Here is a 24,361-nt window from a genome sequence, read left to right as displayed (position 1 = left end):
TTGCCGGTCGAGTTGTTTTCGATCATTTTCCACCTCGTAAAGGGTCTGTCAATCCATTCCCCCGAAAAGGCGTTCCCTTCGTTTCCGGGAGAAATAAAATCGACAAAAGCAAATGACCTTGTTTCTCGTTTTTCTGAACTTATTTTTCCTGTTTTTGGGAACCCTCGGTTGCTCGTCCGTATCCGTTCCCGGAGGAGGCCGCTTCGGAGCCGAACTGATCCAGGAACAGGCCATTCTGGATTTTTACGGAACGGAGGAAGAGAGAGCGCAATCCTTAAAACTTTTAAGATCCGCTTGTAGGTCCCTTCGCCCGGATAGAGGTTTGGCTTGCTACAATCTTTCGGTGCTGTACCAATCGATGGGGGAGAAGGAACTCGCGGCCGAATACTCCCAAAGGGCAAAAACGTCGGATCCGAAGGATCCTTTGTACGCGGAATCTGTTTTTCAGAATTCCCTTTCGGATTTCAAGCCGGCTTCGGAAAACGATAGATTGGACGAGGGGGAGCAGGCGCTCAAAAAAGCCATCCAAGCCTGTAAAGAGGGGAAAAAAGCCGAGGCGTCCGGCTGGATTTCCCCCTTGGTTTCTTCCGGAGAGATTTCCAAGGAGACTTTGTCCCACGGAATATTTCAGGAATGCGGAATCGACTCCTCAGTCCTTGCGACGGCAAAACCGAATTCCCTTAAACCTTCGTTAGAATATTATAAAACCCTGGAAAAAAACCATCCGTACCGGAAAGTCTGGGATCTATCCGGAGAGTTCGGGAGAAATCCCAAGACACCGTCGGAAAATCCGGTGACACGGTCTTGGAAGGAATTTCGGATTTCCGTATCTGCTAAGGATCTTCCGGGTGCCAAAAAGCATCTGTCCGCGTTTCGGAAAAGTCTGGAAGATCTTTCCAAGGATGGTCAGACCTCCAAACAGTTGGCTCTCCAACTAAAGAAAGCCGCCTTTTTACTCCTGTCCGAAGACTCCGCCTATGTTCGTTTTAAGGATTTGGCGAAAGAGCTTTCAGATAAGCCCGGATCGAATCCTTGATTCCAACCTCCAGCGCATAGGAAATCAGCCTATGTCCGATGGAGACTTCCTGCAATCCGGGTAGTTTGGAAAAAACGGACAGATTGAATTGGTCCAAGTCGTGTCCCGCATTGATGCCGATCCCTTTTCCGACAAGGGACTCCGCCGCTACTTTGTAGAGTTCGAAGCTTTTTTTTCCCTTTTCGGGAGAGGAGTCGTAGGCTTCCGCGTAAGGTCCTGTATAGAATTCCACGCGATGCGCTTCCGTAGATTGAACGTACTTTAGATTTTCTAGATCCGTTTCCACGAAGAGGGAAACGCGGATACCGGCTTTCCGAAAGGCTTTTATATAGGGCGAAAGGGATTCCCCCTCCGTTTTGAGATTGAATCCGTGGTCGGACGTGATTTCCCCGGGGGTAACGGGAACTAACGTCACCTGGTCCGGACCGGCTTCCAGGACGAGATCCAAAAATCGGGGAGAGGGCTCTCCTTCTATATTATATTCTACTTTAGTATTTCCGGAAACGTCGTATTCCTGTAGAAAATTCTTCAGCGCAAAAACATCGGATTTTCGAATATGTCGCTCATCTTCCCTGGGGTGGACGGTGATTCCGTGAGCGCCCGCTCCCAATACCAATTTTGCGAAATGGAGCAGGTCAGGGTGATTTCCCCCCCGGGAATTACGTAAGGTCGCGATTTTATTTATGTTCACGCTAAGATGGATCATTTGCTTACTTTCGCGTCCTATATTGAAAATTCGACGGGAATTCGGAAAGTAGATTTCCAGCAGGTTTTGTGCTTGAATCCGGTTTTCGGTATTCCAGGATGGTCAATTCCAATGGCAACCGCTAAGAAAACGGCTAAGAAAAAACCGGCTCCGAAAAAGAAAATTCCGGTCAAAAAAACGGCCCCTAAAAAGAAGGCCGTAGCGAAAAAAAAGGAAATCGTAGTTTCCGCTAAGCCTGTTGCCGGTTCTTCCTCTCTCAGAAAATTCGCGGGGAGTAAAAATGCCTTAAGTCCGTTGGGTAAAAAGTTCACCTGCCATACTTGCGGGACGAAATTTTACGATTTGAATAAGGAAGAAAAGCTTTGCCCGAAATGCGGTGCAGACCAAAACAAGAAGCCGGTAGTCAAGAGTCGCTCGGCCCGTCCTAGGATCGAAGAAGAGGAATTCCTGGAAGATAATATCGCCGAGGAAGATGCGGAAGTGGGCTTCGAGGACGAAGAAACCATTGTGGAAGAACCTCTGGAAGAAGAGGAGGACGAAGAAGAGGAGGAGGAATAATTCGTACCGCTTCTCCTATCGTCATACTCGCGGCTCCTACAGGAGCAGGCAAAACCGCTCTGGTGAGGGAACTGGATCCCGCCAGATTCGAGATTCTTTCCTTTGATTCCAGGCAAATCTACCAAGAACTCCCGATCGGAACGGCCGCCCCGTCTCCCGAAGACCGAAATCGCATCCGACACCATTTAGTGGAAATAATTCCCCCGTCGGAATCCGTGGATGCGGCAAAATATTCCGCACTCGCCGAAAACGCTTTGGATGCAATCTTGTCCCGGGGAAAAATTCCCGTTTTGACTGCGGGAACCGGATTCTATTTGAATGCGTTTTTATTCGGAATGTATCCCGTTCCCAAGGTGACGCCGGAGGTAAGAGACCGGGTGGAAAGAATGAACCTGGAGGAGAAAATCGCTCTTCTCCGGGAAATGGATCCGATCGCTTTCGAAAAAATTTCTCCCAACGACGAATATCGTTACGGCAGGGCACTCGAAGTGAATCTAATGGGAGTCAGATGGTCCGAATTGAAAGTAGAGGAAGGTAGCGGCGCCCTAATAACTAGAAATTTGAATATTTTAGCGGGCTATTTTTTGGATTTGGATCGCAGAGAACTGTATGAAAGAATCGACGAGAGGGCGAGAAAAATGATTTCGGAGGGCTTGGCGGAAGAAGCCGGCTCGGTTGCGGAGCGGTACGGGGAAGATTGCCCGGGTCTCTCCTCATTAGGTTATAATTTCGCGCTTGAAAATATTAAAGGAAAGTCCAATCTTGAGACATTCTTCGGGGATCTAAGCCAATCCCATAGGAATTATGCGAAGCGACAGATCACCTGGTTTCGAAAGAGATCCTTTTTGATTCCGGTGAACCCGACCCAAGCGTACGAAAATATACAAAATATATAAAACGGATAAAACCTATGTCTGCGAAAAATAATATCCAGGACCAACTTTTAAATACCGCGAGAAAGGAAAAGTTAGAGCTTACCATTTATCTTTTGAACGGAGTTCCGTTAAAGGGCAAGGTCGTAAGTTTCGATAATTTCACGATCATCCTGGAACAGGAAAACAAGCAGAGTTTAGTTTACAAGCACGCGATTTCCACCATCATTCCTTCGAAAGTGATCAAACTGTATACAGAGGAAGCCGCGAAGGAAACTCCTTCCGCCTAAATGATTCGATGGTTCGGTAGGATCTTTTTCCTTCTCCTCGTTTTAGCGGGCGCGTTTTGTCTCGCCTATCCGCTGTATGTGCTGGGAGAAGGAGAGTCCTTGGTAACCTGGTCCTCCGATTCGCGACTTCTTTCCTTCATTCGAGGGCCCGGGTTCGCTTATGAGCCTAGGGTATTTCTATTTTGGGACCATTCGGTTTCCAGAGAGGATCTTCGGGGTCTGTCCCAAGAAGTTCGGATAGAATATGATCTGGCTTCCGGATTGTTTCCCAAGGACTCCGAGGAAGGAAGTATCCTGGCCAGATTCGAGGTCAATTTTTCCCTGGAGGGAGAACATTCTAAAAAATGGTTCTCTTCCGGAGGCAAGGCGGAGTCGGCGAGACGGAAATTTTTGGCAGGAATCTTTCTGTCCCAGCTCAGAGCGAGAATCGAGGACGAAAAGAACCCGAATCTGACCAAAGAGGGCCTTTCCGCCTTTTTCAGAAAGGATTCCTGGCCCGGGATCGCGAATTCCTTTCCTTGGTTGACACTGGAGTCCGTACGGATATTGGAATTGAGAGTCCCCGATCCGATCGTAATTAATAATTTATTCCGAAATCCGAATTACCTTTTGGCTAAAAAGCAGGAGAAGCTGGAATCCCTCAAAAAGGCGGAATTGTTTCTGGTTCAGGAGGAGGCAAAATTGTCTGCCGCCAAGAATCGCTGGGAAGCATACAGGGATTTTTTAAAAAAGAATCCCGAAATGAAAGAGTTTGTCCTGTACGAGAGCCTCGGAGATAAGGTCGAAGTAATCCTCCTTCCTACGGAATCCATTTTAGGGGATCCGAAGGCTTTGGGGAAAAAGAAACAACAAAACGCTCGAAAACCCAAAGAAGTGGAGTAGAGATGAGCCAAGAAAAACCCGTAGTATTGATTATGGCGGGGGGAAAAGGGGAGAGGTTTTGGCCTCGCTCCAGGATCTCGACGCCGAAGCAGCTTCAGAAAGTATATTCAAAAAACACGTTATTAAAAGAAACCCTAAACCGGGCCTTGAACATCACGAGTCCGGATCGGATCTTTATCGGCACGAACGCTACTCTGAAAAAAGCCATTCTTGCTCAAGAGAGGAATTTCCCCGAAAAGAATTTCATCATCGAACCAGAAGGTAAAAATACCGCGCCGATCATCGCCTTGGCCTCTCTTTATTTTCGCGAGATGTTCGGAGATCCGATACAGGTCGTCCTTTCCGCCGACGCCTGGATCAGCTCCGATAAGGAATTCACGAAGACGATACAAAAGGCCCTGACAGAAACGAAAGAGCACCTGGTTCTCTTAGGCATCAAGCCGAATCGTCCGGAGGTAGGGTACGGATATATAGCGGCGGGAAAGCCGACTAAGAACGGATTTGAAGTGAAGTCCTTCTTCGAAAAGCCGGACGTAAAGACGGCGATGAAGTACATTAAGAAATCCAATTTCTATTGGAATCCTGGAATCTTTCTTTGGCGTACCAGTCTGATTCTGGAGGAATTCGCTTCCTATTCCCCTAAGATCCTTAAACCGTTGCAGGACAGATTTCCGTTTAAGAAGGCGGGAGAGCTGGGGGAGGCGTTCCGGTTACTTCCTTCCGATCCCGTGGATATCGCGATTATGGAAAGAAGTTCTAGGATCAGAATGGTCGAGGCCGGTTTTGCTTGGGATGACGTAGGTTCCTGGCTTTCCTTGGAGAGGGTTCTTCCCGGGGATTCGCAAGGAAACCGACATATCGGTAGGGAAATTCTTTTTTATAAATCTTCCGGAAACGTTACTCAGACTAAAAAGGAATTCACAGCAATCCTAGGAGTCAACGATCTGATCGTGGTGGAAGAAGACGACGTGTTGTTCATCTCTTCCAAGCAAGGAGTCGGAGACATCAAATCGATGGTCGCCGAGATCCGTAAAAATAAAGGTTTACAAAAGTACACCGAGTAATTTTCTGACAGGGAAGGAACCCCATAGGAGAACCGAATGCCTTCCGGTAAAAAAAGAAAGCGAAGAAAAATCGCGACTCATAAAAGGAAGAAAAAGAGAAGACTTAACCGTCACAAGAAGAAAGGCAAATAGTCCGGATTCTCGTCCGGACTGATGACGACCGGGTTTCCTTCGTTAAACGAACCCCGGTCTCGCTGCCCACCTCATTTTCCCAGCGGATTTCCTCCCGAACCTAAAACGGATCCGAACCGACCTAAAGCAATTTTCCGAATGTACCGATAGGAACGTTGTATGACCGCGTTCCAGGATTATTCCGTTTTACGTCGCTGGTGGAAACCGGAATTCCCCCCCGCCAAAGGATATACGAAATCCTACCAAGCGAAAACGCCTGACGGAGATATCCTCCAGGCGGACTTTCATTATCATGATCGAAAGATCCGGCTCACCCTCGAAGTGGCCGGAGAAAACGGTAAAATTTACGTCTCTACCATCAGGGACGGATCCATACTAAAAGAGACGGATTTGAGCACAGGGCGTTCCTACCCTTTGTATTCCAGGTTTGCTCCGTTTCGGGATCTGATTTCTTCGCTGCCGGACCGTGACGCTCTCCAGGTGGTCGGGGGCGCCTACGGCGTTTCCACGGAACCTCTCGGATTGCCGGACAGAAAGGAAGCAAAACCTTGGGAAGTTTCCACCAGATATGATCATGTCTTCGGAATCCGTAAGGGGCCGGTTTTTTGGGAAAGAATCTTCGGCGAAAGGACTCCGTCCGAACCTTTTTGGCGACGGGTTCGGCGGCGTATTTGGGGGGATTTGCAGGATTTGATCGTCGGATTAAGCGCAGCATTCGGGATTTGGTATGCGTATCTGGATTTTTACCTGCTTGGTTTTTCCCTTGCGGTTTTCGGTTTGCTTTTTGGCGGATTGGACTGGATACTGAGGAAACGCGATCCGTTGTTCTTCAAGGTGAGTTTATTCTTGGGAGCCGGGTCGTATTTCTATTATTACGGATACACCCGTTTCTAAAGGAGGGGGAATGTCCGCCGAAATCGAACACCAATACATTCTATTCAACCTGGGGGAAGAGGAATACGCGATTCCGATCACCTTGGTCGACGAGATCATTAAGATTCACAATCTCGTTAGGGTTCCTCGTTCCAAGAACTACTTTGCCGGGATCATGGATATTCGCGGCAAAGTGGTCAAGATGGTCGACTTGACGATCAAATTGAACATCCCTAGAATTCATGAAGCGGAGTATGATCGTGCGATCGTAGTCAAAATCGGAGGAGAGTCCGTCGGGATCATCGTGGACAAGGTGGCAAACGTAGCTCTCTTTCCTCCGGACACGATTAATCCTCCTCCTCCTTCCGTAAAAGGGATCTCTTCCCGTTACATTACCGGAGTCGGTAAAAAAGACGATCGATTCATCATTCTAATCGATATAGAAAAGATTCTAGGTTCGGAAGAACTTTCGGAGCTGGGCACGGCGGCAAAATGAATCGATCACGCCTGAAAACGGGCGCTCTCCTCGTATTCTTTTTCGGAATAGGGGCGGGCGACCGGTTCCTGGCGGACGAGCAGGACCAGAGATTGGATCCTGCAGGAATCTACAAACTTCCGTACCAGGCCATTCCACCCGCGGAAGTCGCAAAATTAAAACAAACGTTATCTACACAAGTAGAAGGAGCCGACACGATTTCCCTCATCCGAAATCTTTTGGATCCGTACTACGCGCAGTTTGTGGATCCAAAGCGTACGGAAGAAGAACGTAGACTCGGAAAGATCTTTACCGAAAAAACGGACAGAAACTCCCTCCGCTTGTTGATTTTGAAGATGGTCGGGCATATCACCGACGGTTCCGTCTTACGGGATTCTCCGATCCTATTCGAATTGCATTCCCTTCTCGGAAAAGAATACTCCAAGAAAAAACAGAACTTCAAGGCATTGGAAGAAGGGATCACCGCTTTGAGATACCGGGATTTTTCCCATACGGAAGAAGCGTTTTCCAGGGAGACTAGAATCCAGGAGCTCTACGATTCCGACGAAATCGAAAGGGCAAAAGGGCACGGTCGACTTAAGAAGGAATTGGAAACGGCGGGTAAGGAGTGGAGCCGCGCCAAGGATCGTGTCCATGCGCTGGAAGCCGCGAGTGTGCGCGGAACGGAATTGATTTTCGAAGAAAACGGACAGAAGCGGAAGGCTTCTTCCGCCGATCTCGCTTCCGCCAAGCAGAGTGTGAGACAAACGGAGGAAAATCTGAAACGAGCGGATCTCGCATACAAAGAATCTTTCGAAAAAAGCTATTATCCTTTTTTTAAAAAGAAATCTAGGGAAGACGCTCAAGCGGTTTTCGATCTCGCCAAGCGGGTCAGGGAAGCGGAGAACGAAAACAAGGAAAGGTTGAAGGTGGTGAACAAAACCTCGGTCAGTGGCCAGGGGATATTCGTACTCTTCGACTACAAAAGGAATACGGACTTTTTCGGTTATGCCGGGCTTCTAGAACTTGCGTTTCGTTTGGATCCCGAATATTCGGACATAGTGCTGGAGTTGGCAAAAGAATTACGTTCCGCAGGTAAGAAGGCCAAGTCTCTGGATTTCTATCTCAAGTTTCTCACACTGGCTTTAAAAGAGAATCGATCGGATGCGGAAATCTCGTCCGTCTACAGAGAAGTCGCTTCCTTATACACGGAATTGAAGCAGTACGTTCCCGCCTCGGATTATTACGAAAAATACTATAAAACGGAGCCGGACCCGAAGCGGAAATCCCTGTATTCCTTCGAGCTCGGTTCCTTTTTCGAGAATCGCATCGGAAATTTGGAGAAGGCGAACGAATACTATTCCCTTTGGTTGCAGGAAAGGGAGAAGCAGCAAGCCACGGAATCCGAACTGTCCTTTCCGGATTCACAGGAAAGGTTCCGGATGGAAGTCCTCGCACATCTAGGAATTTCGAAATTATTCCGCTTCGAAAAGAAACCCGAACTGGAAAAGTCGGAACTCCTCAAAGCGGTGGCTTCCTACGATAAACTCAGGGAAAATCTACAAAAGGAAGAGAACAAATACTCGGAAGGAAAGAAGGAGTTATTGTCCCTCAAGAAGGGACTACTGGAAAAAACCAACGATCAGGACATGGCCCAGTACAGGTTAAAAAACCTGGAGTTGGAGGAGGCCAAAGAGAGAATGGACGTGGTTCGGACCAAGCTGGACACTTCTCCCGGGCCGAAAGCGATGCAAAGAGCGTCCGTACTCTTCGAATACGAAAAGGATTTTCGATCCGCCAAAAAATACAACGAAGAGATTCTGAAAGTGGGGAACCAGACGGAAATCAATCTGGCTCTAAAAAACATAGAGAGGATCAACAGGATTCTGGAAGACGGAATTCTGAGGGACCCTTACCCTCGGGATCCGTTGACCGGCGATTCGCCCTGATCGTTCTATTCGCTTCTAGTCTTGGAATACTTTTTGATATCGTCGGAGTCGGTCCCGGCTTCCTCGTCCTCTTCTTGTCCGCCTTTGGGAGACACGACCCGGAATTCCACGCTGTCGATCACCTCTTCGTCGTACGATACCTTGAGGAGGTATTTTCCTTCCGGCAAATCTCGGAAACTTCCGCGTATGGTGGAAGTCGACAGATCGGGACGTTTTCTACTCACTTCGATTTCGTTGAATCCCAATTGGAATCTGCTCAGGCTGACATAGGTGGGAGCTTCGGGGTCGGGAAGTCTGGAGAATTTGTAGATAAAAACCAGAGTCTTGTCTCCGGGAAAGACAAGCTTTTCGCGGGTTAAAGTGAATTCGCTGACGTGAGTCATTTTCTTTTCCAGAAAATCCAATTGGTCCTCGTCCAGCAGAGCCCATCCGAATTCGCCTTTCATTCCGAGACAGGTTCCGGAAAGGAGAGATAAAAGAAGGACGGTCAGGAGAGGGAAAAGATTTCTTTTCATCTCTTTTCCGAATCGTTCGAGTTCAGGATTTTGGCCCGATCGGAAATGTCCTTTTCTCCTCCGGAAGAAGTTTGAGAAAAGTCCTTAAAAACAACGGTAAAACGGGGATGCTTTTCGTGGAAAAAAAAGTTACGCAAGGTACGAAAAAGCAGGTACCCTAAAAGTAAAAAGAGTAGGAATTTCATCCTGAAATCATTCTTTGCGCGAATCGGAATCCGGCAATCCGATTTCGAAAATCTTTGTCAGATAAAGCCGGACTCGCTATAGATATAGCGTTTGAGGTTTTTGTTTTCTTCTTCGGTTTTGGCGATTTTTGCCTTCACCGCGTCTCCGATGGAAACGATTCCCACCAAGCGATTGCCGTCGAAAATCGGCATGTGGCGGATCCTTTTTTTTAACATGATTGCCAGTACGTCGTCCACTTGATCGCCGGGAGTCATGGTAGTCAATTGGGTAGACATCACCTCGCCGACGGTCTTATCGAATACTTTTTCCCGATCGGTAGAGGAGAAATGAAGTAGATCGCGTTCAGTGAAAATACCGGCGAGTTTCCCATCGTTTAGGACGATGACCGACCCGATATCGTACTTGGTCATGAAGCGAACCGCTTCCCAAACGGTAGTTTGGGGTTCCACGGAAAGAATCTTTCGGTCCTTCTTTTCCAAGATTTCCTTAACTAGCATGGTAACCTCTGGTCTAAAGTGTATTTCCGTAGAGATTCGGATTCAAGGATTTTTTATCGATTCTAAACGAGCGGGAAAAGAAAGTGAAAGGCGAATCTAAGGGAATTTGAAGGAATTTTTCGAAAAATAGGTCAGAATCAGAGTCTACTTTTCGCAAAATCCTAAAATATGTCGAAGCGAAAAACGGAAGAAGGAAAAAAAGGATTTCCCAATTCCCTCTAACGTGGAAGGATATCGAAGAGAGGAAGAAGTCTCCGTCCCTTGGGGCTAAGCAATCATTGATAAACGACTTATGAGCTCAACTTCTTCCGAGCAACCGAATATACTCATCGTAGAGGACGAATGGCTGCTTTCCTTCAACCTCCAAAAAACCCTCCAAAATTTAGGTTATCGCATCGCAGGAGTGGCCGCGAACGGACAGGACGCGCAGGCACTTTTTAAGGAGACGGATCCGGACCTGGTATTGATGGATATTTCGATCGAAGGGGATATGGACGGAATCCAAACCGCGCAAACCATCCAGAGAATCAAGGATGTTCCGATCGTATTCATGACGGCGTACACGGACGATTCCACTTTTATGCGCGCTATGGATTCGGCGTCCACATACGCATACATTACGAAACCGTTTCAGAATCACCAACTTAAATCGTCCATCGAGATCGCTTTACGGCAGCAGAAGCGCTTCGGACAGGTAAAGGAAAGCGGAAACGAATATCGCAACGTAATACAAAGCATTTCGGAGGGAGCCGTTTCCTTGGACGAGGACGGCAAAGTGATCTTCCTGAATCATGCCGCCGAGGAATTGACCGGCTGGAAATTGGAGGACGCGATGGGACAGTACGGGGATCAAGTGCTTTCTTTTATCCAAACCCAATTCGGCGAATCCGAAGAGGATTACTCGGATTGGGGAAATAATCTCCGTTATATTCCGGCGGTACTGGTCCGTCTCGACGGTAAAAAAGTTCGGGTAGGATTCCGAGTCTCTCCCATTAGAGACGAAAAAGGCGGCATTATCGGGAGCATTATCACGTTTTCGGAACTTTCCCTTTTGACGGTCTCGGAGCAGCGAATTTCCGAAATGGAAAAAGTGATCCAGTCGGAGATGAGGTTGGATTCGATCCAAAAGTTGGCGGCGGGTATCGCACACGAGGTCAATAATCCGCTTATGGGGATCATCAATTACGGAAACATTATTCGTAACCATAAGAACGTCGAGGCCGACATCCGTAACTATGCGAGAGTGATCATAGAACAGGGAGAGAGAATTTCCGGAATCGTTCGGAACCTGATTCTTTTTTCCAAGTCGGATAACGAAGAGGCTACGTGGGTGCGGTTCGAAGAGATCGTCTCGACCGTGGAAGGAATGATTTCCGCCCTTCTCCAGTCCAAGAATCTGGAACTTAATAAGGATATTTCCAAAGAGTTGCCCGAACTCTACCTGAAACAGAGTCAGATTAAAGAAGTTCTTTATTATTTACTTTATTATTATGTGGCTGCGATGGCCGCGCAGGGAGGGATCCGGCTTTCCGCTAAATTCCGTCCTCGGGATAAGGAGGAGAAAACGGAGGATTCCATTCTTGAAATTCGGGTATCCGGTTCCTCCTCATTGGAGATCGATCCTGATAACGCCTTTCAGCCTTTCGAAATCATACAGTCGGACGATACCCGGGTGGGTATGGGCCTGTCCGTGTGCTATGGAATCATTCAATCCAATCGCGGAAGATTATTGATCCGGAAATCCTCTTCCGGAACGGACTTCATCGTTCGTTTGCCCGTTCCCTGCCGTTAGATTCCGTCCGAATTCTTAGGAAGGAAAAGCGATGGAAATTTTCGGCTTTTCCAAAAAACTGGGCACCAAGATCCAAATCCATTAAGGTAGCAACAGGAATGTTAGACAAAATCAAGAGCGCGCTCGGCGGAGAGGCGGATTTCCTATTGAATCACGTATCTAAGACGATTTCCAAGGAGTCTCTCACCATTCCGAGTGCCTCCTATGTTGACGATATTTTTTCCAAAACCGACAGGAATAATTCGGTTCTGCGTAATTTGCAGTCCGTTTACAATACAGGTCGCTTGGCAGGTACGGGTTATCTGTCCATTCTTCCGGTAGACCAAGGAATCGAACATAGCGCAGGCGCTTCTTTCGCCAAGAATCCCGCTTACTTCGATCCGGAAAACATAGTGAAACTCGCGATCGAAGGCGGCTGCAATGCGGTGGCTTCCACTTTAGGCGTACTGGGATTGGTTTCCAGAAAATACGCGCACAAAATTCCGTTCGTAGTAAAGATCAACCACAACGAACTCCTTTCTTTTCCGAATAAGTTCGATCAGATCTTATTCGCGAATGTGGAGCAGGCCTTCGACATGGGCGCTGCGGCCGTAGGCGCTACGATTTATTTCGGTTCCGACGAAAGTTCCCGTCAAATCCAGGAGATTTCGGAAGCCTTTCATCGTGCGCACGAACTCGGTTTGGTGACGATTTTGTGGGCGTATCTACGGAACGATTCCTTTAAGACGGACAAAACCGATTATCATATCGCGACGGACTTGACCGGACAGGCCAATCACCTGGCGGCCACGATCCAAGCGGATATCGTCAAACAAAAACTTCCGGAAACCAATGCAGGCGGATTCAAGGATCTGAAATTCGGGAAGAAAGACGACAAGATGTACACGGATCTGAGTTCCGAGCATCCGATCGATATGGCAAGATACCAGGTAGCAAACTGTTACATGGGTAAGATCGGACTGATCAACTCCGGCGGACCTTCCGGTTCGAACGACCTGGGAGACGCGGTAAAAGCCGCAGTGATCAATAAAAGAGCGGGGGGCATGGGTTTGATTTCAGGACGCAAGGCCTTTCAAAAACCGATGAAGGACGGAGTCGCGCTTTTGAACGCCATTCAAGACGTATATCTGTCCAAAGAAGTCACGATCGCTTAACTCCTCCGAAGGATTGCGAACGGTTATTTTTTAGTGTCCGTTCGCTGTCCGGCCTTCTTTAAAGAGGGTTCCGATTTAGAATAGGGTCACGTATCTGACTTCCGATCTATACTCGCGCATGGCAGCGCCCCCGGCGGCGATCGGGCCGTACGTATTTTTGAAATTGAATCCTGCGGAAGAGGACTCTCCGGAAGGGGTTTCTATGACGTTGTGTTTTGCCCAGTTGCGGCCGGTAAAATAACTGTGAGCCAATTGTAGCGCATAGATCCAAACAGTGATTCCTAAAGCGGCATTTCCGTCGGCGGAATATCTGTGTTCCTGGTTCTTGAGGGAATTCAGACTTTCCAGCTTAGAAATCTGATCCTGTTGTATGAACAGTTGGGCGGTTGCGGCAGGTAACGCGGCATTTACCTGGGAGTATATTAAAGGATCCTTAAATATCAGGTCGTTAGTCTTTTCCTTATATTTATCGGAACGGTCGTGGGCGGCCCGATCCAGACCTACGTAAGCCAATAGAGAGAGGACAAAAAAAGTTTGGTAGGTCCGGGCGTAGCCGTTCTGCCTCATGTGGCTTAATCCCCATCCAGGTAGTATTGCCGCTCTCCAGACGGGATCCCAGGGACTGCGTTTCGCGGTGATGTATTCCTCCCAACTGGCGTCCTGTTCTTCGAGGTATTTTTCGACCAAGGCCAGCCGTTTTTGGACGATCTTATAACTGTTTTCCTTGATCATCTGTTCGAGTAGGATCGTGTCGAGCTGCTCCTCTTTTTCCGTCTTCTTGCCTTCCTTGTTCAATTTTTTCTTTTCCGCTTCTACGATCCTGTTTATTTCCGTCTCGTCCTTCACATCCTTGAATATTATTTTCAAGATAAGGCTTTTGGGAATCGACTGCTTCTTATCGTCCTTCAGGACGATGACTTTGTCCGTCGACTGATCGATTACCGTTCCGTAGATTCTATCCCCGTTCTTATATAGAATCGTTTCCGCCCATAGATTTCCGATGTGGAGCGGGGACAGTAGAAGTAGTAATAAAAATAAATTATTTACCGAACTATGAATATTGAATTTCAGCATGAAAGACCGACCTGATAACGGAGAACCATTCTTTTGGATCTCTTATTCTTAAGACGTCAAGTGAAAAAAGAAAGGATGAAACGGAAAGGTTCTCTTTTTTGATTTGCGGGAGAAACCGGAAAGGGAACCATGATAGTTATGCGTTTTTGGCGAAAGGTTTCTACCGTTTTGATCGGAGTTGTTTCCGCCTTATTGCCGTTGCAAGATGCTTTCTCGTTTATGGATCCGTATTTTCCGGGAAGCCGTTCGAGTCGGATCCTAGTAGTGGACGATTCCTCCTCCGCAAACAAAGAATCCAAGCAAAAAGACTCGGAAAGTAAAAAGCCGCAAAAAGGATGTTGCCGTATCCGATACCAGGGGGGAGGGTTCGATTATTTTCCTTCAACCGAAGAGGAGTGTGTGAAAAAGCCCGGATACCATAGTTATCTAAAGGATTCCCCGATTTGCTTTCAATCGCTCTGGGACTAACCTTTGCACAGAGTCCAAAGGGAACGCTTTTATTGTAGGGAAATTTTCAGTCGGTTTAAAACGGCTCTCAGTCCTTCGCTCGTTTTAATTTCTACGGGGATACCTTTGGATTTGAGTTCCGCCAGTAATTTCAGGATTCTGTTCAAAATGAGGGACGGGATTGCGACTACGCTTTCCAGATTCAACTCGACCGACTTGGGATTCACATCCTGGATTTTTCCGAGGATCAATCCGATCTCTTCCGTTTCGACAGAACAAACATTTCGCGTAAAGACGATCCGAAACCGGTTTTGATCCGGATATATATTCGTCTCTGGAAATTGAATCACGGAAGAAGCCATGGTTTCTTACCAAAATTTCCGTAGTTCCTTGATTCGGGAAACTAAAAAACGAAAGCCTTTTTCGGAGAGTAGAACAAAAAAGGAATCTTTGTAAAACGAAAAGGTCCGATTGTGTCACCTTGTATGAATTCTATTCGTAACATGGCGGTTTTACGTTTGCTATCCCGGCTTTCGGGCGAAGGTGCGAGATTCCGTTTTCTTTTTCTATCTATGCTCCCTTTTGGGGGTTTAATCTCTTTTTTGCCCTATTATCCTCCTTCTTTTCGCATTCCGACGGTTTGTCTCGGAATCGCTTGGATTCTCATATCGTTTTTTCGGTCTAGATTCGCGCTCTTTCTACTCTTCGCTTCCTTACCTCTTTTCGGAAACCATCCCGGAGGTAGGTTCATGGAGATTTTCGATTTTTTATCGGTCGTTTGGATCCTGGGGGCTTTTTTCAGAAACAAGCGGGCAGATACTCGTGTTCTGATCTTTTTGAAAAGTCGGACGGGCTTGGCCTGTCTCGGATTGATTTTCACCGGAGTCTTGGGAACGTTCTGGCAGCTCGGGATTTGGAAAGATTGGGAACATTATCGTCTTTCTCCTTATTTTTTCTTTCGGTCCGGAGAGCTTGAACCTTTTTTTCCGTTTAAGATCGTTTTTTCCACATTCGTTTCCGTAATACTGTTTCTTTGCATAGGTGCGACGGAAAATAAACCCGCTTCACGGATCGGAAAGACCGCGATCGCAGGCGTAACTACGGGATTTGCGATTTCGGTCGTACTGGGAATCGGCGAATTTCTTTCCCCGAAAATATCCTCTATTTTAGATTTTTATCATATTTGGTTGGGTGGATATGTGGATCGGGATTCGCCTCATCGGCTTATCCCTTTTTTGTCCGATTTCAAGTCACATAGCATCCAGTCCCTGTTTTGGAATAGAAGTTGGTTCGGGATGTATCTGGTGGCCTGTTCGCCGTTCGTTTTTCTGGCCATCCGTTCTTTCGTTAAAAAACGGAGCTTGAATCTTCGGAAATTTCTTCTACTCCCGGTTCCGGTTTTCTTTACGATTTTCGTTCTCGTGGGCGCAAGGGGCCCTTTTTTCTCCCTGTTCGTCGGAGGTTTGTTTTTTATGCTCCTCCGGCTTTTCGCGTATCGAAAGGGATTCCGATTCGGTAAGGAATTCGCGGTTTTTACGGTCCTTACGGCGATCTCTCTATCCGTCATGTTTCCGTTGGTATTTGCAAAGACGGAGATTTTGCCCGGTTTCGGAGAAGAGCGAAAGGAACTTTTTTCCGCCGGACTGCTCCTGTTCGAAGAATCGCCGGTTTTCGGTTGGGGGATGGAGTCTTACGGATGGGCCAACGAACAGGTATTGAAGGAGGAGGGCGTAGGTACGAGGTTGCATTCGACCCACAATCAAATCCTACAAATCGCGGTGGGGACGGGGGTATCGGGTCTTTTTCTGTATCTGTTTCTATGGGGAGGCGCTATCTATCGAGGGATCTATTTTGCGACGAAGAAAAAAGGAGGATCGCATCGGATTTTGGTCTCGGCCGCGCTCGGAATTTTCGTATACTCCTGGTTTCAGGAATGGTTTTTTTTGAGATCGACACAGATCCTATTTTGGATTCTTCTATTATCCTTAAACGGTAAGAGAAGAGCGGAATCCGTCGGTCCGAGAGTTTATATTCCCGTAATATTCCTCCTGATCGTTTCGGCTCTTCCTTTTTTCGGAAAGCCTCTCTCCCGTTTCGGTACGTTTTTTCCTCCGGATCGGATCGGGGAATCCTATATTTTGGAAGGGGAGGGGAGCCTGAAAATCGAAAATCCCGGACGGATTTTACTAGGAAGCGATCTCGGTTTTCGACAAGAGGTGGCGGATAAAAAAAGGATCTTTCGTTATACGATCCCGGAAAAAAAAGCTGTCGTATTGGAATTAAAATCCGACGAAACTCACGAGATCGTGCTCCCCGTAGGGATCCTCGAATGGGATTGTCGTATCGATTCTATGCCCGAGACTTCGACTCCGTATTCCTGGAAAGAGAGCCTTTGGGGTCCGGCTCTCGACCCGGAACCTCGTAAGTTATGCTTACGATTCTCCCGAAAAAACGGTCTTTGATTTCCTCAAGGAAATTTGGTTTTATTCCACTGGACAATGCCCACCTGTTCCAGCTGACAAGATTCGTAGATGACGTAGGAACCTAGATCGATCGGTTGGGGAGCGGTATTGCATGTGGCATATAGTTGGACGGACTGGGCGAACTGGATATCCAAGCTCACTCCTATGTTTCGGATAGTAGAAGTACATTTGTCCAGAGAGGCTTGAGTGTACACGACCGTATCCGAAATTTGGAGGTTTTGGAGTTTTGCAAGTAGGCTCTTAAACGCCAAAGCATCGTATCCGCTGAGGCGGGTACTTCTGGCTCCTCCATAGTTCGTGCAGCTAGGAGGATTTATCAGGAGAGGATACACTTGCGCCACGAATAGGTCGTTTTCGTCGCTGACGGCTTCCTTGATCTTTAACTTCGCGTCGCTTCCTTTTACGCCTCCCGGGCCTGCATAACCTAGATTGTTGCATTGGAAAAGGAGGAACAAAAAGATTGGAAGGGCGCGATACAAAACGGTTCCGGAAAACTTCTTCATCTCCGATTTTCCTCGATGGTGTTCGGCGTCCTTTTCAGGGGAAGAGCCGAAATTTTTGTCAAAAAATTATGGGCGAGTCGGATCCGAAATCAACCTCTTTTCTCTCTTTGCCGAATCTTTTTTATCGGTAAGGAATTCCGAAGGTCTACATACTTCGACGATATTGCCCGCCTACTTCGTAGAGCGCCGAAGTCATTTGTCCGAGAGAACAGACTTTCCCCGCTTCCATAAGCTCGTTAAAACCGTTGGAATCCGACACGCAAGCCGCCTTTAATTTTTTCAGAGCGTCCGCCGCCTCCGAACGGTTCCGGTATTGGAACGCTTCCAAGTGATCGATTTGCGCCTTCTTCTCCGATTCTGTGGAACGTATCACTTCCTCGGGTAGCACTGTGGGAGATCCGTCCTTTCCGAGAAAGGTATTCACTCCGATCACCGGGATTTCGCCGGTATGCTTTAGATGTTCGTAATTAAGGGATTCTTCCTGGATCTTATTCCGTTGGTACATGCTTTCCATCGCGCCCAACACTCCGCCTCTTTCGGAAATTCGCCGAAATTCCGTTAGGATCGCTTTTTCGACGAGGTCAGACAACTCTTCGATAATAAAGGATCCTTGCAGAGGGTTTTCGTTTTTGGCGGATCCGAGTTCCCGATTGATGATCAGCTGTATTGCCATCGCTCTTCTGACGGATTCTTCCGTCGGAGTCGTGATCGCTTCGTCGTACGCGTTCGTATGGAGACTGTTGCAATTATCGTAAATCGCGTACAAAGCCTGGAGCGTGGTCCGGATATCGTTGAACGCGATTTCTTGGGCGTGTAGAGATCTTCCCGAAGTCTGTATGTGGTATTTCAACATCTGGGAACGTTCTCCCGCTCCGTATTTCCTTTTCATCGTCTTGGCCCAGATCCTCCTGGCGACTCGACCGATCACCGCGTATTCCGGATCGATTCCGTTGGAGAAGAAAAAGGAAAGGTTCGGCGCGAAATCGTCTATCTTCATCCCGCGGGAAAGATAGTATTCCACATAAGTAAATCCGTTCGCAAGCGTGAACGCCACTTGGGTGATGGGATTCGCTCCGGCTTCGGCGATATGATAGCCGGAGATGGAAACGGAATAGAAATTGCGCACTTTATTGCGGATGAAGTGATCCTGCACGTCTCCCATCAATCTGAGTGCGAATTCCGTGGAAAAAATACAGGTGTTTTGGGCCTGGTCTTCCTTTAAGATATCCGCCTGGACTGTGCCTCTCACCGTAGAAAGCGTATCCGCTTTGATTTTTTCGTACGTATCTCTGTCGAGTATCTGATCTCCGCTCACTCCTAAGAATAGGAGTCCCAAGCCTTCGTTTCCCTTAGGAATGGGCCCTTCGTATTTCGGGATCGGAACTCCCTTTGCCAGATAAATTTCCTTTATTCTGGATTCTGCATGTTCCACCAATCCTTGGGCACGGACGTATTTTTCGCAGGATTGATCGACTGCGGCGTTTAAAAAGAAGGATAGTATCATCGGAGCGGGTCCGTTGATCGTCATTGAGACGGAAGTACTCGGCTGGCATAAGTCGAATCCCGAATACAGTTTTTTTGCATCGTCTAACGTGGCGATGCTGACTCCCGAATTTCCGATCTTCCCGTATATGTCGGGTCTGACGCCGGGGTCCTCGCCGTAAAGAGTCACCGAATCGAAAGCGGTGCTCAATCTTTGCGCCGGCATTCCCAGGCTTACGTAATGAAATCTGGCGTTCGTGCGTTCCGGACCGCCTTCGCCCGCGAACATACGGGTCGGATCCTCTCCGGTCCGCTTGAAAGGAAAGACTCCGGCCGTAAAAGGAAATTCTCCCGGGAAGTTTTCCCGGAAGGACCAGCGCACTATATCTCCCCAGCCTTTGAATTTCGGGACGGAGATTTTTGGGACCTCTATATCACTTAATGATTTTGTGAAGTTCGGAACCCGTATTTCTTTGTCGCGAACGGTATAAGTGAAGTACTTTCCGGAATATTTCCGGATTTTCTCTTCCCAACCGTTCAGAATCGCTTTCGTTTCCGGATGGAGCTTCGATTCCCGCACGGAATATTCCGATTCGAGCGTAGAGGTATCCGCGCCACGCTCCTTCAGCACGTCGATCGCGCCTTTGATCCTGTACAATACTTCTGCGGCGCCAGCTTCCTTTTCCGTAAAGGATTCGTACTCTTCGCAGGTTTCCGCGATTTCCGCCAAATACCGTTGGCGATCGGGCGGAATGATATGGATTTTCCGACTGCTTTCCTTTGTGGCTTCGAAACCGGATTTCCATTCCGATCCGAATTTGGAATTCAGAACCCGAACCAAAGCGGCGTATAGATTATTGGTTCCCGGATCGTTGAATTGGGAGGCGATCGTCCCATAGACGGGCATTTTTTCCGGGTCGGTAGCCCAATCCTGGCGGGAACGTTGGAACTGCTTTTGAACGTCCCGGATCGCATCCTTGGCTCCGCGTTTATCGCATTTATTCACCGCGATCAGGTCCGCATAGTCGATCATATCGATCTTTTCCAATTGGGTGGCTGCTCCGAATTCGGGTGTCATCACGTAAAGACTGACATCCGCCACTTCGGTGATTTCGGAATCGCTTTGCCCGATTCCGGCCGTCTCCACTACGATCAGATCGAAATCGGAACTTTTCAGGATTTCTATGCTTCGTTTAACATTCTTGTTTAATGCAATATTTGCTTCCCGCGTCGCAAAAGACCTCATATATACTCGGGGGTGAAAGATGGAATTCATCCTGATTCGATCGCCTAACAGCGCCCCGCCTGTTTTTCTTTTCGAAGGATCGACGGAAAGGACCGCCACGGATTTGTCCGGGAAATCGTACAGAAAACGTCTTACGAGTTCGTCCGTTAGGGAGGATTTTCCCGCGCCTCCGGTCCCGGTGATTCCTAATACGGGAATATTCTTGGTGGCGGGAGGAAAATTCAATTTTTCGGAAGTTTGCGCGGGTGCTGTGTCCGCATTTTCCACTAAAGAGATGGATTGAGCGATCGCGATCGGGTTCCGGAGCTTTAAGGCGGAATGTAGATCTCCATTAAAAGTGAGAGGAGGGGAGAAATCGGATTTGATCAGCACGTCGTTGATCATTCCTTGCAATCCTAAATTGCGTCCATCATCCGGGGAATAAATCTTGGAAACTCCGTATTCCTCCAACTCCTTTATTTCGTTCGGGAGAATGGTTCCTCCTCCTCCCCCGAATATCCTGATATGACCCGCGCCCTTCTCGCGTAGCAAGTCGATCATATATTTGAAATATTCCACGTGACCGCCCTGGTAGCTTGTCACCGCTATCCCTTGTACGTCTTCCTGGATCGCGCAATCCACGATTTCCCGGACGGATCGATTGTGGCCCAAATGAACCACTTCCACTCCGGAAGACTGCAGAATCCTTCTCATAATATTTATGGAGGCGTCGTGACCGTCGAAGAGGGAGGCCGCCGTCACGAATTTGAGTTTGTGTTTGGGTCTATAGATTTCGGTTTCCATTCGAGGAATCCTCCTGGGAAAGATCTACTCCGGAAAGTTCTGCCACTCTGTGCTCCAATTCTTCCGTGAGGAGTTTCGCGGCACGTTTCACCGGCTCGTTGGGAAATTCGGCGGGTAAAATCGGTCGACCTATCTTATAAACGATCTTGGTCTTAAATACTTTTCCGGTCAGAAACGAATCCAATTTCGTCATTCTCCAGGCTCCGTGTATCCCCGAAGGTATGATCGGAACCCCTGCGCGAATGGCGATTTTTGCAGCCAAGGCTTTGAAGGATCCCAACTTTCCGTCTTCGGATCGGGTGCCTTCAGGGTATACTGAAATCAACTCTCCTTTTTGGACGAGATCGACCATGTAATTTTCCAGGTCTTCATAGTATTTTGCGGCCGATTTCGAATCGGTAATATTATGTGATCTTAATATAGGAACTCCTCCCCAGTTCAGAAGGGTCTTTCCCTGGTATCCGCCGATTGCGTCGAAGGTCGTTTTTAATCCTGTCTTTACTAGGCTTAACGGAAAATGGTCGAAAGAAGGATCCTTCAGCAATTCTAAAAAAGGTTCCTGAGGATGGAAGAGTTCGTATTTACCTAAATATACGATTTTTCTGGAAACCGCGGTTCCTTGCACGATAACGTCCAGGTTATCGGTATGATTCGAGACGATCACTCCTCCGCCGGACTCCGGTATGTTTTCCACTCCCTGAACCTCCACATCATAAATGAGATTCATCAAGCCTTTCAGAAATATTCTGGCGTATTCCCTGGGAATCAGAAACAGACTTTCCAATTCTCCCGGTTGAGGCGCGCTTTCGTTCATGCGGATCCTTATTCTCTAAACTCGAATTACGAAAACGGGAAAAGCGGTTTCGTATCCCGAACGTCAAGTTAACAAACGTTCATTTCATATTTCGCTTTCGATTCATGCTACTCTTACACCTTCCTACCTTCAACCGAGATTTTTTCTTTCGAATACAATTCTTATGGGAAACCTATCGATCGTTCGGAATTACGGGATCTTTTTTCGGAGCACGAAAAGCTTTTGATTCGGCTTTCCACTTTTATAAATTGGCCCTATGAATTGGACGACGATTTCCGTGAACGAAACGATGTTCGGTAACTCCGTATTGGAGGCCATGCACGGAACTTTTTTGGATTCCTTGCTAGGACCGCTTTCGGTTTTGTTTCATTATTTGGGTTCAACCGCATTCTTTATGGCGCTCGTTTCCTTTATCTATCTCGGCGTGGATCGTAAGGTCGGAATTCGAATGGCGTTAGGATTGATGCTTGCGGGGATCCTGAACGGAAGTTGCAAAGCGATCTTTCAATCGTCTAGACCGTTAGGTTTGCCTTTCGCTCAGGAGTTGGGAATTTCGGAAAGTTCTTACGGATTTCCGTCGGGACATGTGCAGACGGCGGTAGTGCTCTATGGAATTTTATTTCTGCATTTGAAATCGAATTTTGTAAAATGGATAGGTGTGTTTTGTATTTTCTTCATGCCTATCGCCAGAATGTACGCCGGTTTGCATTATTTGGGGGATGTCGTAGGCGGTCTGTTCATCGGAGTCCTGGTTCTTTTTGGTACGGAACTCTTTCTGAAAGTCCATCCGGAAGTGTTGGAGTCGGATTTTTCGGGCGTGGAACTTCGTTCGTCCGGTAGGCTTAAATCCTATCGTCTGTTGTGGATTGTACTTACGATTCCGAGCGTACTGCTGCCGGGAGAAGGGGGTGCGAGAGAAGCCCTTCACTCTTGGGAACAAGTGGTATCTTCGTCGGGGGCGTTGGCCGGATTCGGAATCGGGATCCTTTCGAATCGTGCCCGAGGATTGGATTGGGGGCCCGCAAAGGACCGAATTTCTTGGACGGTACGGATGGGGATGGTTGCGATCGGCATCCTGATCCTTTACGTTCTTTTGGGGCGGATATTCGCATCGCTTTTCCCGGAAAATCCGGTTGCCAGATACTTAAGGTATGGGATCGTTTGCTACTATATCGGCCACCTTTCCCCATTACTCTTGAAAAGGATGAGAGGCGGAATCTATCTGCTATAAAGAATGTCCCGCCTATCGGATACCATGAAAATTTTGCCGGAGATCGTCAATCGTCTCCGGAGTTCCGGGTTCCTACGTTCCTTCTTTTCCGTAGGCGGTTCCAAGGTTCTTGCCTCCCTTTTGAATTTCGTTTTCATGGTATATTCCGTACGGATTCTGAGCAAGAACGAGAACGGGATCTTTCAATACTATTCCGGATTCCTGCCCGTACTTCTGACCGTCGCGGAATTCGGCCTTCCTGCCGCTTTGGTGAAATACCTCGCTCCCTTGACGGAAGACAAAAAAAAGATAGGAATCCTTCTGGCTTCTTCCTTATGGATCAAATGGGGAGCCTTCGCCGCTCTTTCGGTCGTTACCGCACTTGCGACCCTCCTATTGCGCGAAAATGCTCTAGCGGCTTTCCTGCTAGTGTTCGGGAGTTTCGTCCTTTCGTTTAACAGCTATTTCGAAAGTATTTTCGTTTCTTTCGGTCAATACCAATCTTTGTCCGTTTGGTATCCTTTGCCGAACCTTTTCAGACTCGTGATCCTGTATTTTGCGGACCAATTCACGGATAGAGCATTAAATAATCTGGATATACTCGCGATATTCACCTCCGCACCGGCCTTTACGATTCTTCTTTTCTTTTTTCTATTTCCTAGGGAAAAGTTGGAATGGCAGGGCGGGAAGGAGGAAATCAGGGTCCAGATCGGGGAACTTACCTCCTTTAACCGGTACGCGTTTTTGGCCTCCTTGTTCGCGATCATTTCGGATCGTATGGAGCTGTTCTTTTTGAATCGTTACCATTCCAACGAAGCTGTGGCCTCCTATGGTACCGCTTTGCAGCCCTTTAGCGGATTCGTGATCCTGTTTTCCGTATTGAATTCGATGATCTATCCCAAACTTTCCAGATTGACCGAAAGTGAGGATTTCGCGAAATTTTTGGGCCGTACGATTCTGATGTCGTCGGGAGTGGCTCTGCTTTTGGTTCCCTGGATCCTGCTTTCGGACTGGGTGTTCGCGGCTTTGTTTTCCGGCAAATATCCGGAGTCGGTTCCCGTCTTTCAATTATTGTATCCGAATTATCTCCTCCAACTGGTTTTTTCTCCTCTCGGAATGGCCTTATTTGCTCTAGGCCAACCTAGAATTCTCGCATTATTGGCCCTGGTTCGAATGTTGTCGGGGTTGGTTTTGGACAATCTTTTGATTCCCGAATACGGACCCATGGGGGCCGCAGGAGCCTTTTTTTTGGGCCAGATTCCTTCCTGGCTGATCCTGAGCGGTTATTTTCTCGCCTATTATCGGCCTACGATTAAGTGAGCCGGTTCCAGTATATTC

At 47.8% G+C, this 24,361-nt stretch carries 23 protein-coding genes and 1 pseudogene; 15 read left to right on the top strand and 9 right to left on the bottom strand.

Annotation, left to right across the window (positions count from 1 at the left end; translation table 11 throughout):
• Positions 1–112: 112 nt before the first annotated feature.
• Entirely contained in the window at positions 113–1,036 is a 924-nt protein-coding gene (locus tag EHO61_RS01460) for a hypothetical protein (protein ID WP_210415285.1), read from the top strand.
• Here the strand turns inward: EHO61_RS01460 and EHO61_RS01455 are convergent.
• Complete coding sequence (locus tag EHO61_RS01455) at positions 987–1,742, bottom strand: pyridoxine 5'-phosphate synthase (RefSeq protein WP_135811872.1); 756 nt, start codon at positions 1,740–1,742, stop codon at positions 987–989. The two genes, EHO61_RS01460 and EHO61_RS01455, sit on opposite strands and share 50 nt — an antisense overlap.
• A gap of 111 nt (positions 1,743–1,853) precedes the next feature.
• Between EHO61_RS01455 and EHO61_RS01450 the strand changes: the two genes are divergently transcribed.
• The 8 genes from EHO61_RS01450 to EHO61_RS01415 all read left to right on the top strand — a co-directional run bounded on the left by EHO61_RS01450 (position 1,854) and on the right by EHO61_RS01415 (position 8,837).
• A complete protein-coding gene (locus EHO61_RS01450) occupies positions 1,854–2,300 on the top strand; it encodes a TIGR02300 family protein (protein ID WP_135811871.1) in 447 nt (148 codons plus the stop codon).
• A complete protein-coding gene (gene miaA / locus EHO61_RS01445) occupies positions 2,300–3,196 on the top strand; it encodes a tRNA (adenosine(37)-N6)-dimethylallyltransferase MiaA (RefSeq protein ID WP_167884785.1) in 897 nt (298 codons plus the stop codon). Before EHO61_RS01450 ends, miaA begins: the two co-directional genes overlap by 1 nt.
• A 14-nt stretch (positions 3,197–3,210) precedes the next feature.
• Positions 3,211–3,462 carry an RNA chaperone Hfq gene (gene hfq, locus EHO61_RS01440; protein WP_010411443.1) on the top strand — a complete coding sequence of 84 codons (252 nt, stop codon included), beginning with the start codon at positions 3,211–3,213 and terminating at the stop codon, positions 3,460–3,462.
• Complete coding sequence (locus EHO61_RS01435) at positions 3,463–4,344, top strand: hypothetical protein (RefSeq protein WP_135811869.1); 882 nt, start codon at positions 3,463–3,465, stop codon at positions 4,342–4,344. It abuts the gene before it with no gap.
• A gap of 2 nt (positions 4,345–4,346) precedes the next feature.
• A complete protein-coding gene (locus tag EHO61_RS01430) occupies positions 4,347–5,408 on the top strand; it encodes a mannose-1-phosphate guanylyltransferase (RefSeq protein ID WP_135811868.1) in 1,062 nt (353 codons plus the stop codon).
• A gap of 291 nt (positions 5,409–5,699) precedes the next feature.
• Positions 5,700–6,434 (top strand): hypothetical protein, encoded by a 735-nt coding sequence (locus tag EHO61_RS01425; RefSeq protein WP_135811867.1) that lies wholly within the window; start codon positions 5,700–5,702, stop codon positions 6,432–6,434.
• A 10-nt stretch (positions 6,435–6,444) separates the two neighbouring features.
• Complete coding sequence (locus EHO61_RS01420) at positions 6,445–6,909, top strand: chemotaxis protein CheW (RefSeq protein ID WP_135811866.1); 465 nt, start codon at positions 6,445–6,447, stop codon at positions 6,907–6,909.
• The gene (locus EHO61_RS01415; RefSeq protein ID WP_135811865.1) at positions 6,906–8,837 is read left to right on the top strand and encodes a hypothetical protein; all 1,932 of its coding nucleotides are present in this window, start codon (positions 6,906–6,908) and stop codon (positions 8,835–8,837) included. Before EHO61_RS01420 ends, EHO61_RS01415 begins: the two co-directional genes overlap by 4 nt.
• 5 nt (positions 8,838–8,842) lie before the next feature.
• Here the strand turns inward: EHO61_RS01415 and EHO61_RS01410 are convergent, their stop codons facing one another.
• Entirely contained in the window at positions 8,843–9,352 is a 510-nt protein-coding gene (locus EHO61_RS01410; RefSeq protein WP_135811864.1) for an LIC_12238 family plasminogen-binding lipoprotein, read from the bottom strand.
• 242 nt (positions 9,353–9,594) lie between these two features.
• Entirely contained in the window at positions 9,595–10,035 is a 441-nt protein-coding gene (locus tag EHO61_RS01400) for a CBS domain-containing protein (RefSeq protein ID WP_135811862.1), read from the bottom strand.
• Between the two features lie 292 nt (positions 10,036–10,327).
• On the opposite strand from EHO61_RS01400, the gene EHO61_RS01395 reads away from it, so the two are divergent.
• Together EHO61_RS01395 and EHO61_RS01390 are read left to right on the top strand one after the other, a co-directional pair.
• Positions 10,328–11,827, top strand: a complete 1,500-nt coding sequence (locus tag EHO61_RS01395) for an ATP-binding response regulator (RefSeq protein WP_135811861.1) — start codon at positions 10,328–10,330, stop codon at positions 11,825–11,827.
• Between the two features lie 98 nt (positions 11,828–11,925).
• Positions 11,926–12,981: a class I fructose-bisphosphate aldolase gene (locus EHO61_RS01390; RefSeq protein WP_135811860.1), complete on the top strand. Its 1,056-nt coding sequence runs from the start codon at positions 11,926–11,928 to the stop codon at positions 12,979–12,981.
• A gap of 75 nt (positions 12,982–13,056) precedes the next feature.
• Here EHO61_RS01390 and EHO61_RS01385 read toward each other — a convergent pair whose 3' ends face one another.
• Positions 13,057–14,052, bottom strand: a complete 996-nt coding sequence (locus tag EHO61_RS01385) for an LA_0442/LA_0875 N-terminal domain-containing protein (RefSeq protein ID WP_425460325.1) — start codon at positions 14,050–14,052, stop codon at positions 13,057–13,059.
• A gap of 294 nt (positions 14,053–14,346) precedes the next feature.
• Here EHO61_RS01385 and EHO61_RS17420 point away from each other — a divergent pair.
• A pseudogene (locus EHO61_RS17420) lies at positions 14,347–14,523 on the top strand (LIC_11321 family protein); the annotation flags it as partial.
• Between the two features lie 29 nt (positions 14,524–14,552).
• Here EHO61_RS17420 and EHO61_RS01375 read toward each other — a convergent pair.
• Positions 14,553–14,864: a hypothetical protein gene (locus EHO61_RS01375; protein ID WP_135811858.1), complete on the bottom strand. Its 312-nt coding sequence runs from the start codon at positions 14,862–14,864 to the stop codon at positions 14,553–14,555.
• Between the two features lie 248 nt (positions 14,865–15,112).
• Complete coding sequence (locus EHO61_RS17160; protein ID WP_167884779.1) at positions 15,113–15,253, bottom strand: hypothetical protein; 141 nt, start codon at positions 15,251–15,253, stop codon at positions 15,113–15,115.
• Between EHO61_RS17160 and EHO61_RS01370 the strand changes: the two genes are divergently transcribed.
• A complete protein-coding gene (locus EHO61_RS01370; protein ID WP_167884778.1) occupies positions 15,252–16,964 on the top strand; it encodes an O-antigen ligase family protein in 1,713 nt (570 codons plus the stop codon). The genes EHO61_RS17160 and EHO61_RS01370 overlap by 2 nt on opposite strands.
• 5 nt (positions 16,965–16,969) lie before the next feature.
• Here the strand turns inward: EHO61_RS01370 and EHO61_RS01365 are convergent, their stop codons facing one another.
• The 3 genes from EHO61_RS01365 to EHO61_RS01355 form a co-directional block, all read right to left on the bottom strand.
• Positions 16,970–17,488, bottom strand: a complete 519-nt coding sequence (locus tag EHO61_RS01365; RefSeq protein ID WP_135811856.1) for a TIGR04452 family lipoprotein — start codon at positions 17,486–17,488, stop codon at positions 16,970–16,972.
• A 145-nt stretch (positions 17,489–17,633) separates the two neighbouring features.
• Positions 17,634–20,999 carry a methylmalonyl-CoA mutase family protein gene (locus EHO61_RS01360; RefSeq protein WP_135811855.1) on the bottom strand — a complete coding sequence of 1,122 codons (3,366 nt, stop codon included), beginning with the start codon at positions 20,997–20,999 and terminating at the stop codon, positions 17,634–17,636.
• On the bottom strand, positions 20,980–21,813 hold the full coding sequence (locus EHO61_RS01355; protein WP_135811854.1) for a lysophospholipid acyltransferase family protein: 834 nt from the start codon (positions 21,811–21,813) through the stop codon (positions 20,980–20,982). Before EHO61_RS01355 ends, EHO61_RS01360 begins: the two co-directional genes overlap by 20 nt.
• Before the next feature lie 256 nt (positions 21,814–22,069).
• On the opposite strand from EHO61_RS01355, the gene EHO61_RS01350 reads away from it, so the two are divergent.
• Positions 22,070–23,044 carry a phosphatase PAP2 family protein gene (locus tag EHO61_RS01350; protein ID WP_135811853.1) on the top strand — a complete coding sequence of 325 codons (975 nt, stop codon included), beginning with the start codon at positions 22,070–22,072 and terminating at the stop codon, positions 23,042–23,044.
• Positions 23,045–23,047: 3 nt separating this feature from the next.
• Positions 23,048–24,343 (top strand): lipopolysaccharide biosynthesis protein, encoded by a 1,296-nt coding sequence (locus EHO61_RS01345; protein ID WP_135811852.1) that lies wholly within the window; start codon positions 23,048–23,050, stop codon positions 24,341–24,343.
• Positions 24,344–24,361 lie beyond the last annotated feature (18 nt).

The sequence above is a fragment of the Leptospira fluminis genome (genome assembly GCF_004771275.1).
Taxonomy (GTDB): Bacteria; Spirochaetota; Leptospiria; order Leptospirales; family Leptospiraceae; genus Leptospira_B; species Leptospira_B fluminis.
This window is presented reverse-complemented; position numbering and strand designations above follow the sequence as displayed.

Excerpts from the sequence above, each read along its gene's own strand:
- EHO61_RS01350 (WP_135811853.1), top strand. The coding sequence starts at position 22,070 with ATGAATTGGACGACGATTTCCGTGAACGAAACGATGTTCGGTAACTCC.
- EHO61_RS01390 (WP_135811860.1), top strand. The coding sequence starts at position 11,926 with ATGTTAGACAAAATCAAGAGCGCGCTCGGCGGAGAGGCGGATTTCCTA.
- EHO61_RS17160 (WP_167884779.1), bottom strand. The coding sequence starts at position 15,253 with ATGAACCTACCTCCGGGATGGTTTCCGAAAAGAGGTAAGGAAGCGAAG.
- EHO61_RS01375 (WP_135811858.1), bottom strand. The coding sequence starts at position 14,864 with ATGGCTTCTTCCGTGATTCAATTTCCAGAGACGAATATATATCCGGAT.
- EHO61_RS01345 (WP_135811852.1), top strand. The coding sequence starts at position 23,048 with ATGTCCCGCCTATCGGATACCATGAAAATTTTGCCGGAGATCGTCAAT.
- EHO61_RS01355 (WP_135811854.1), bottom strand. The coding sequence starts at position 21,813 with ATGAACGAAAGCGCGCCTCAACCGGGAGAATTGGAAAGTCTGTTTCTG.
- EHO61_RS01425 (WP_135811867.1), top strand. The coding sequence starts at position 5,700 with ATGACCGCGTTCCAGGATTATTCCGTTTTACGTCGCTGGTGGAAACCG.
- EHO61_RS01450 (WP_135811871.1), top strand. The coding sequence starts at position 1,854 with ATGGCAACCGCTAAGAAAACGGCTAAGAAAAAACCGGCTCCGAAAAAG.
- hfq (WP_010411443.1), top strand. The coding sequence starts at position 3,211 with ATGTCTGCGAAAAATAATATCCAGGACCAACTTTTAAATACCGCGAGA.
- EHO61_RS01420 (WP_135811866.1), top strand. The coding sequence starts at position 6,445 with ATGTCCGCCGAAATCGAACACCAATACATTCTATTCAACCTGGGGGAA.
- EHO61_RS01460 (WP_210415285.1), top strand. The coding sequence starts at position 113 with ATGACCTTGTTTCTCGTTTTTCTGAACTTATTTTTCCTGTTTTTGGGA.
- EHO61_RS01395 (WP_135811861.1), top strand. The coding sequence starts at position 10,328 with ATGAGCTCAACTTCTTCCGAGCAACCGAATATACTCATCGTAGAGGAC.
- EHO61_RS01360 (WP_135811855.1), bottom strand. The coding sequence starts at position 20,999 with ATGGAAACCGAAATCTATAGACCCAAACACAAACTCAAATTCGTGACG.
- EHO61_RS01430 (WP_135811868.1), top strand. The coding sequence starts at position 4,347 with ATGAGCCAAGAAAAACCCGTAGTATTGATTATGGCGGGGGGAAAAGGG.
- EHO61_RS01455 (WP_135811872.1), bottom strand. The coding sequence starts at position 1,742 with ATGATCCATCTTAGCGTGAACATAAATAAAATCGCGACCTTACGTAAT.
- EHO61_RS01415 (WP_135811865.1), top strand. The coding sequence starts at position 6,906 with ATGAATCGATCACGCCTGAAAACGGGCGCTCTCCTCGTATTCTTTTTC.
- EHO61_RS01400 (WP_135811862.1), bottom strand. The coding sequence starts at position 10,035 with ATGCTAGTTAAGGAAATCTTGGAAAAGAAGGACCGAAAGATTCTTTCC.
- EHO61_RS01370 (WP_167884778.1), top strand. The coding sequence starts at position 15,252 with ATGGAGATTTTCGATTTTTTATCGGTCGTTTGGATCCTGGGGGCTTTT.
- EHO61_RS01365 (WP_135811856.1), bottom strand. The coding sequence starts at position 17,488 with ATGAAGAAGTTTTCCGGAACCGTTTTGTATCGCGCCCTTCCAATCTTT.
- EHO61_RS01435 (WP_135811869.1), top strand. The coding sequence starts at position 3,463 with ATGATTCGATGGTTCGGTAGGATCTTTTTCCTTCTCCTCGTTTTAGCG.
- EHO61_RS01410 (WP_135811864.1), bottom strand. The coding sequence starts at position 9,352 with ATGAAAAGAAATCTTTTCCCTCTCCTGACCGTCCTTCTTTTATCTCTC.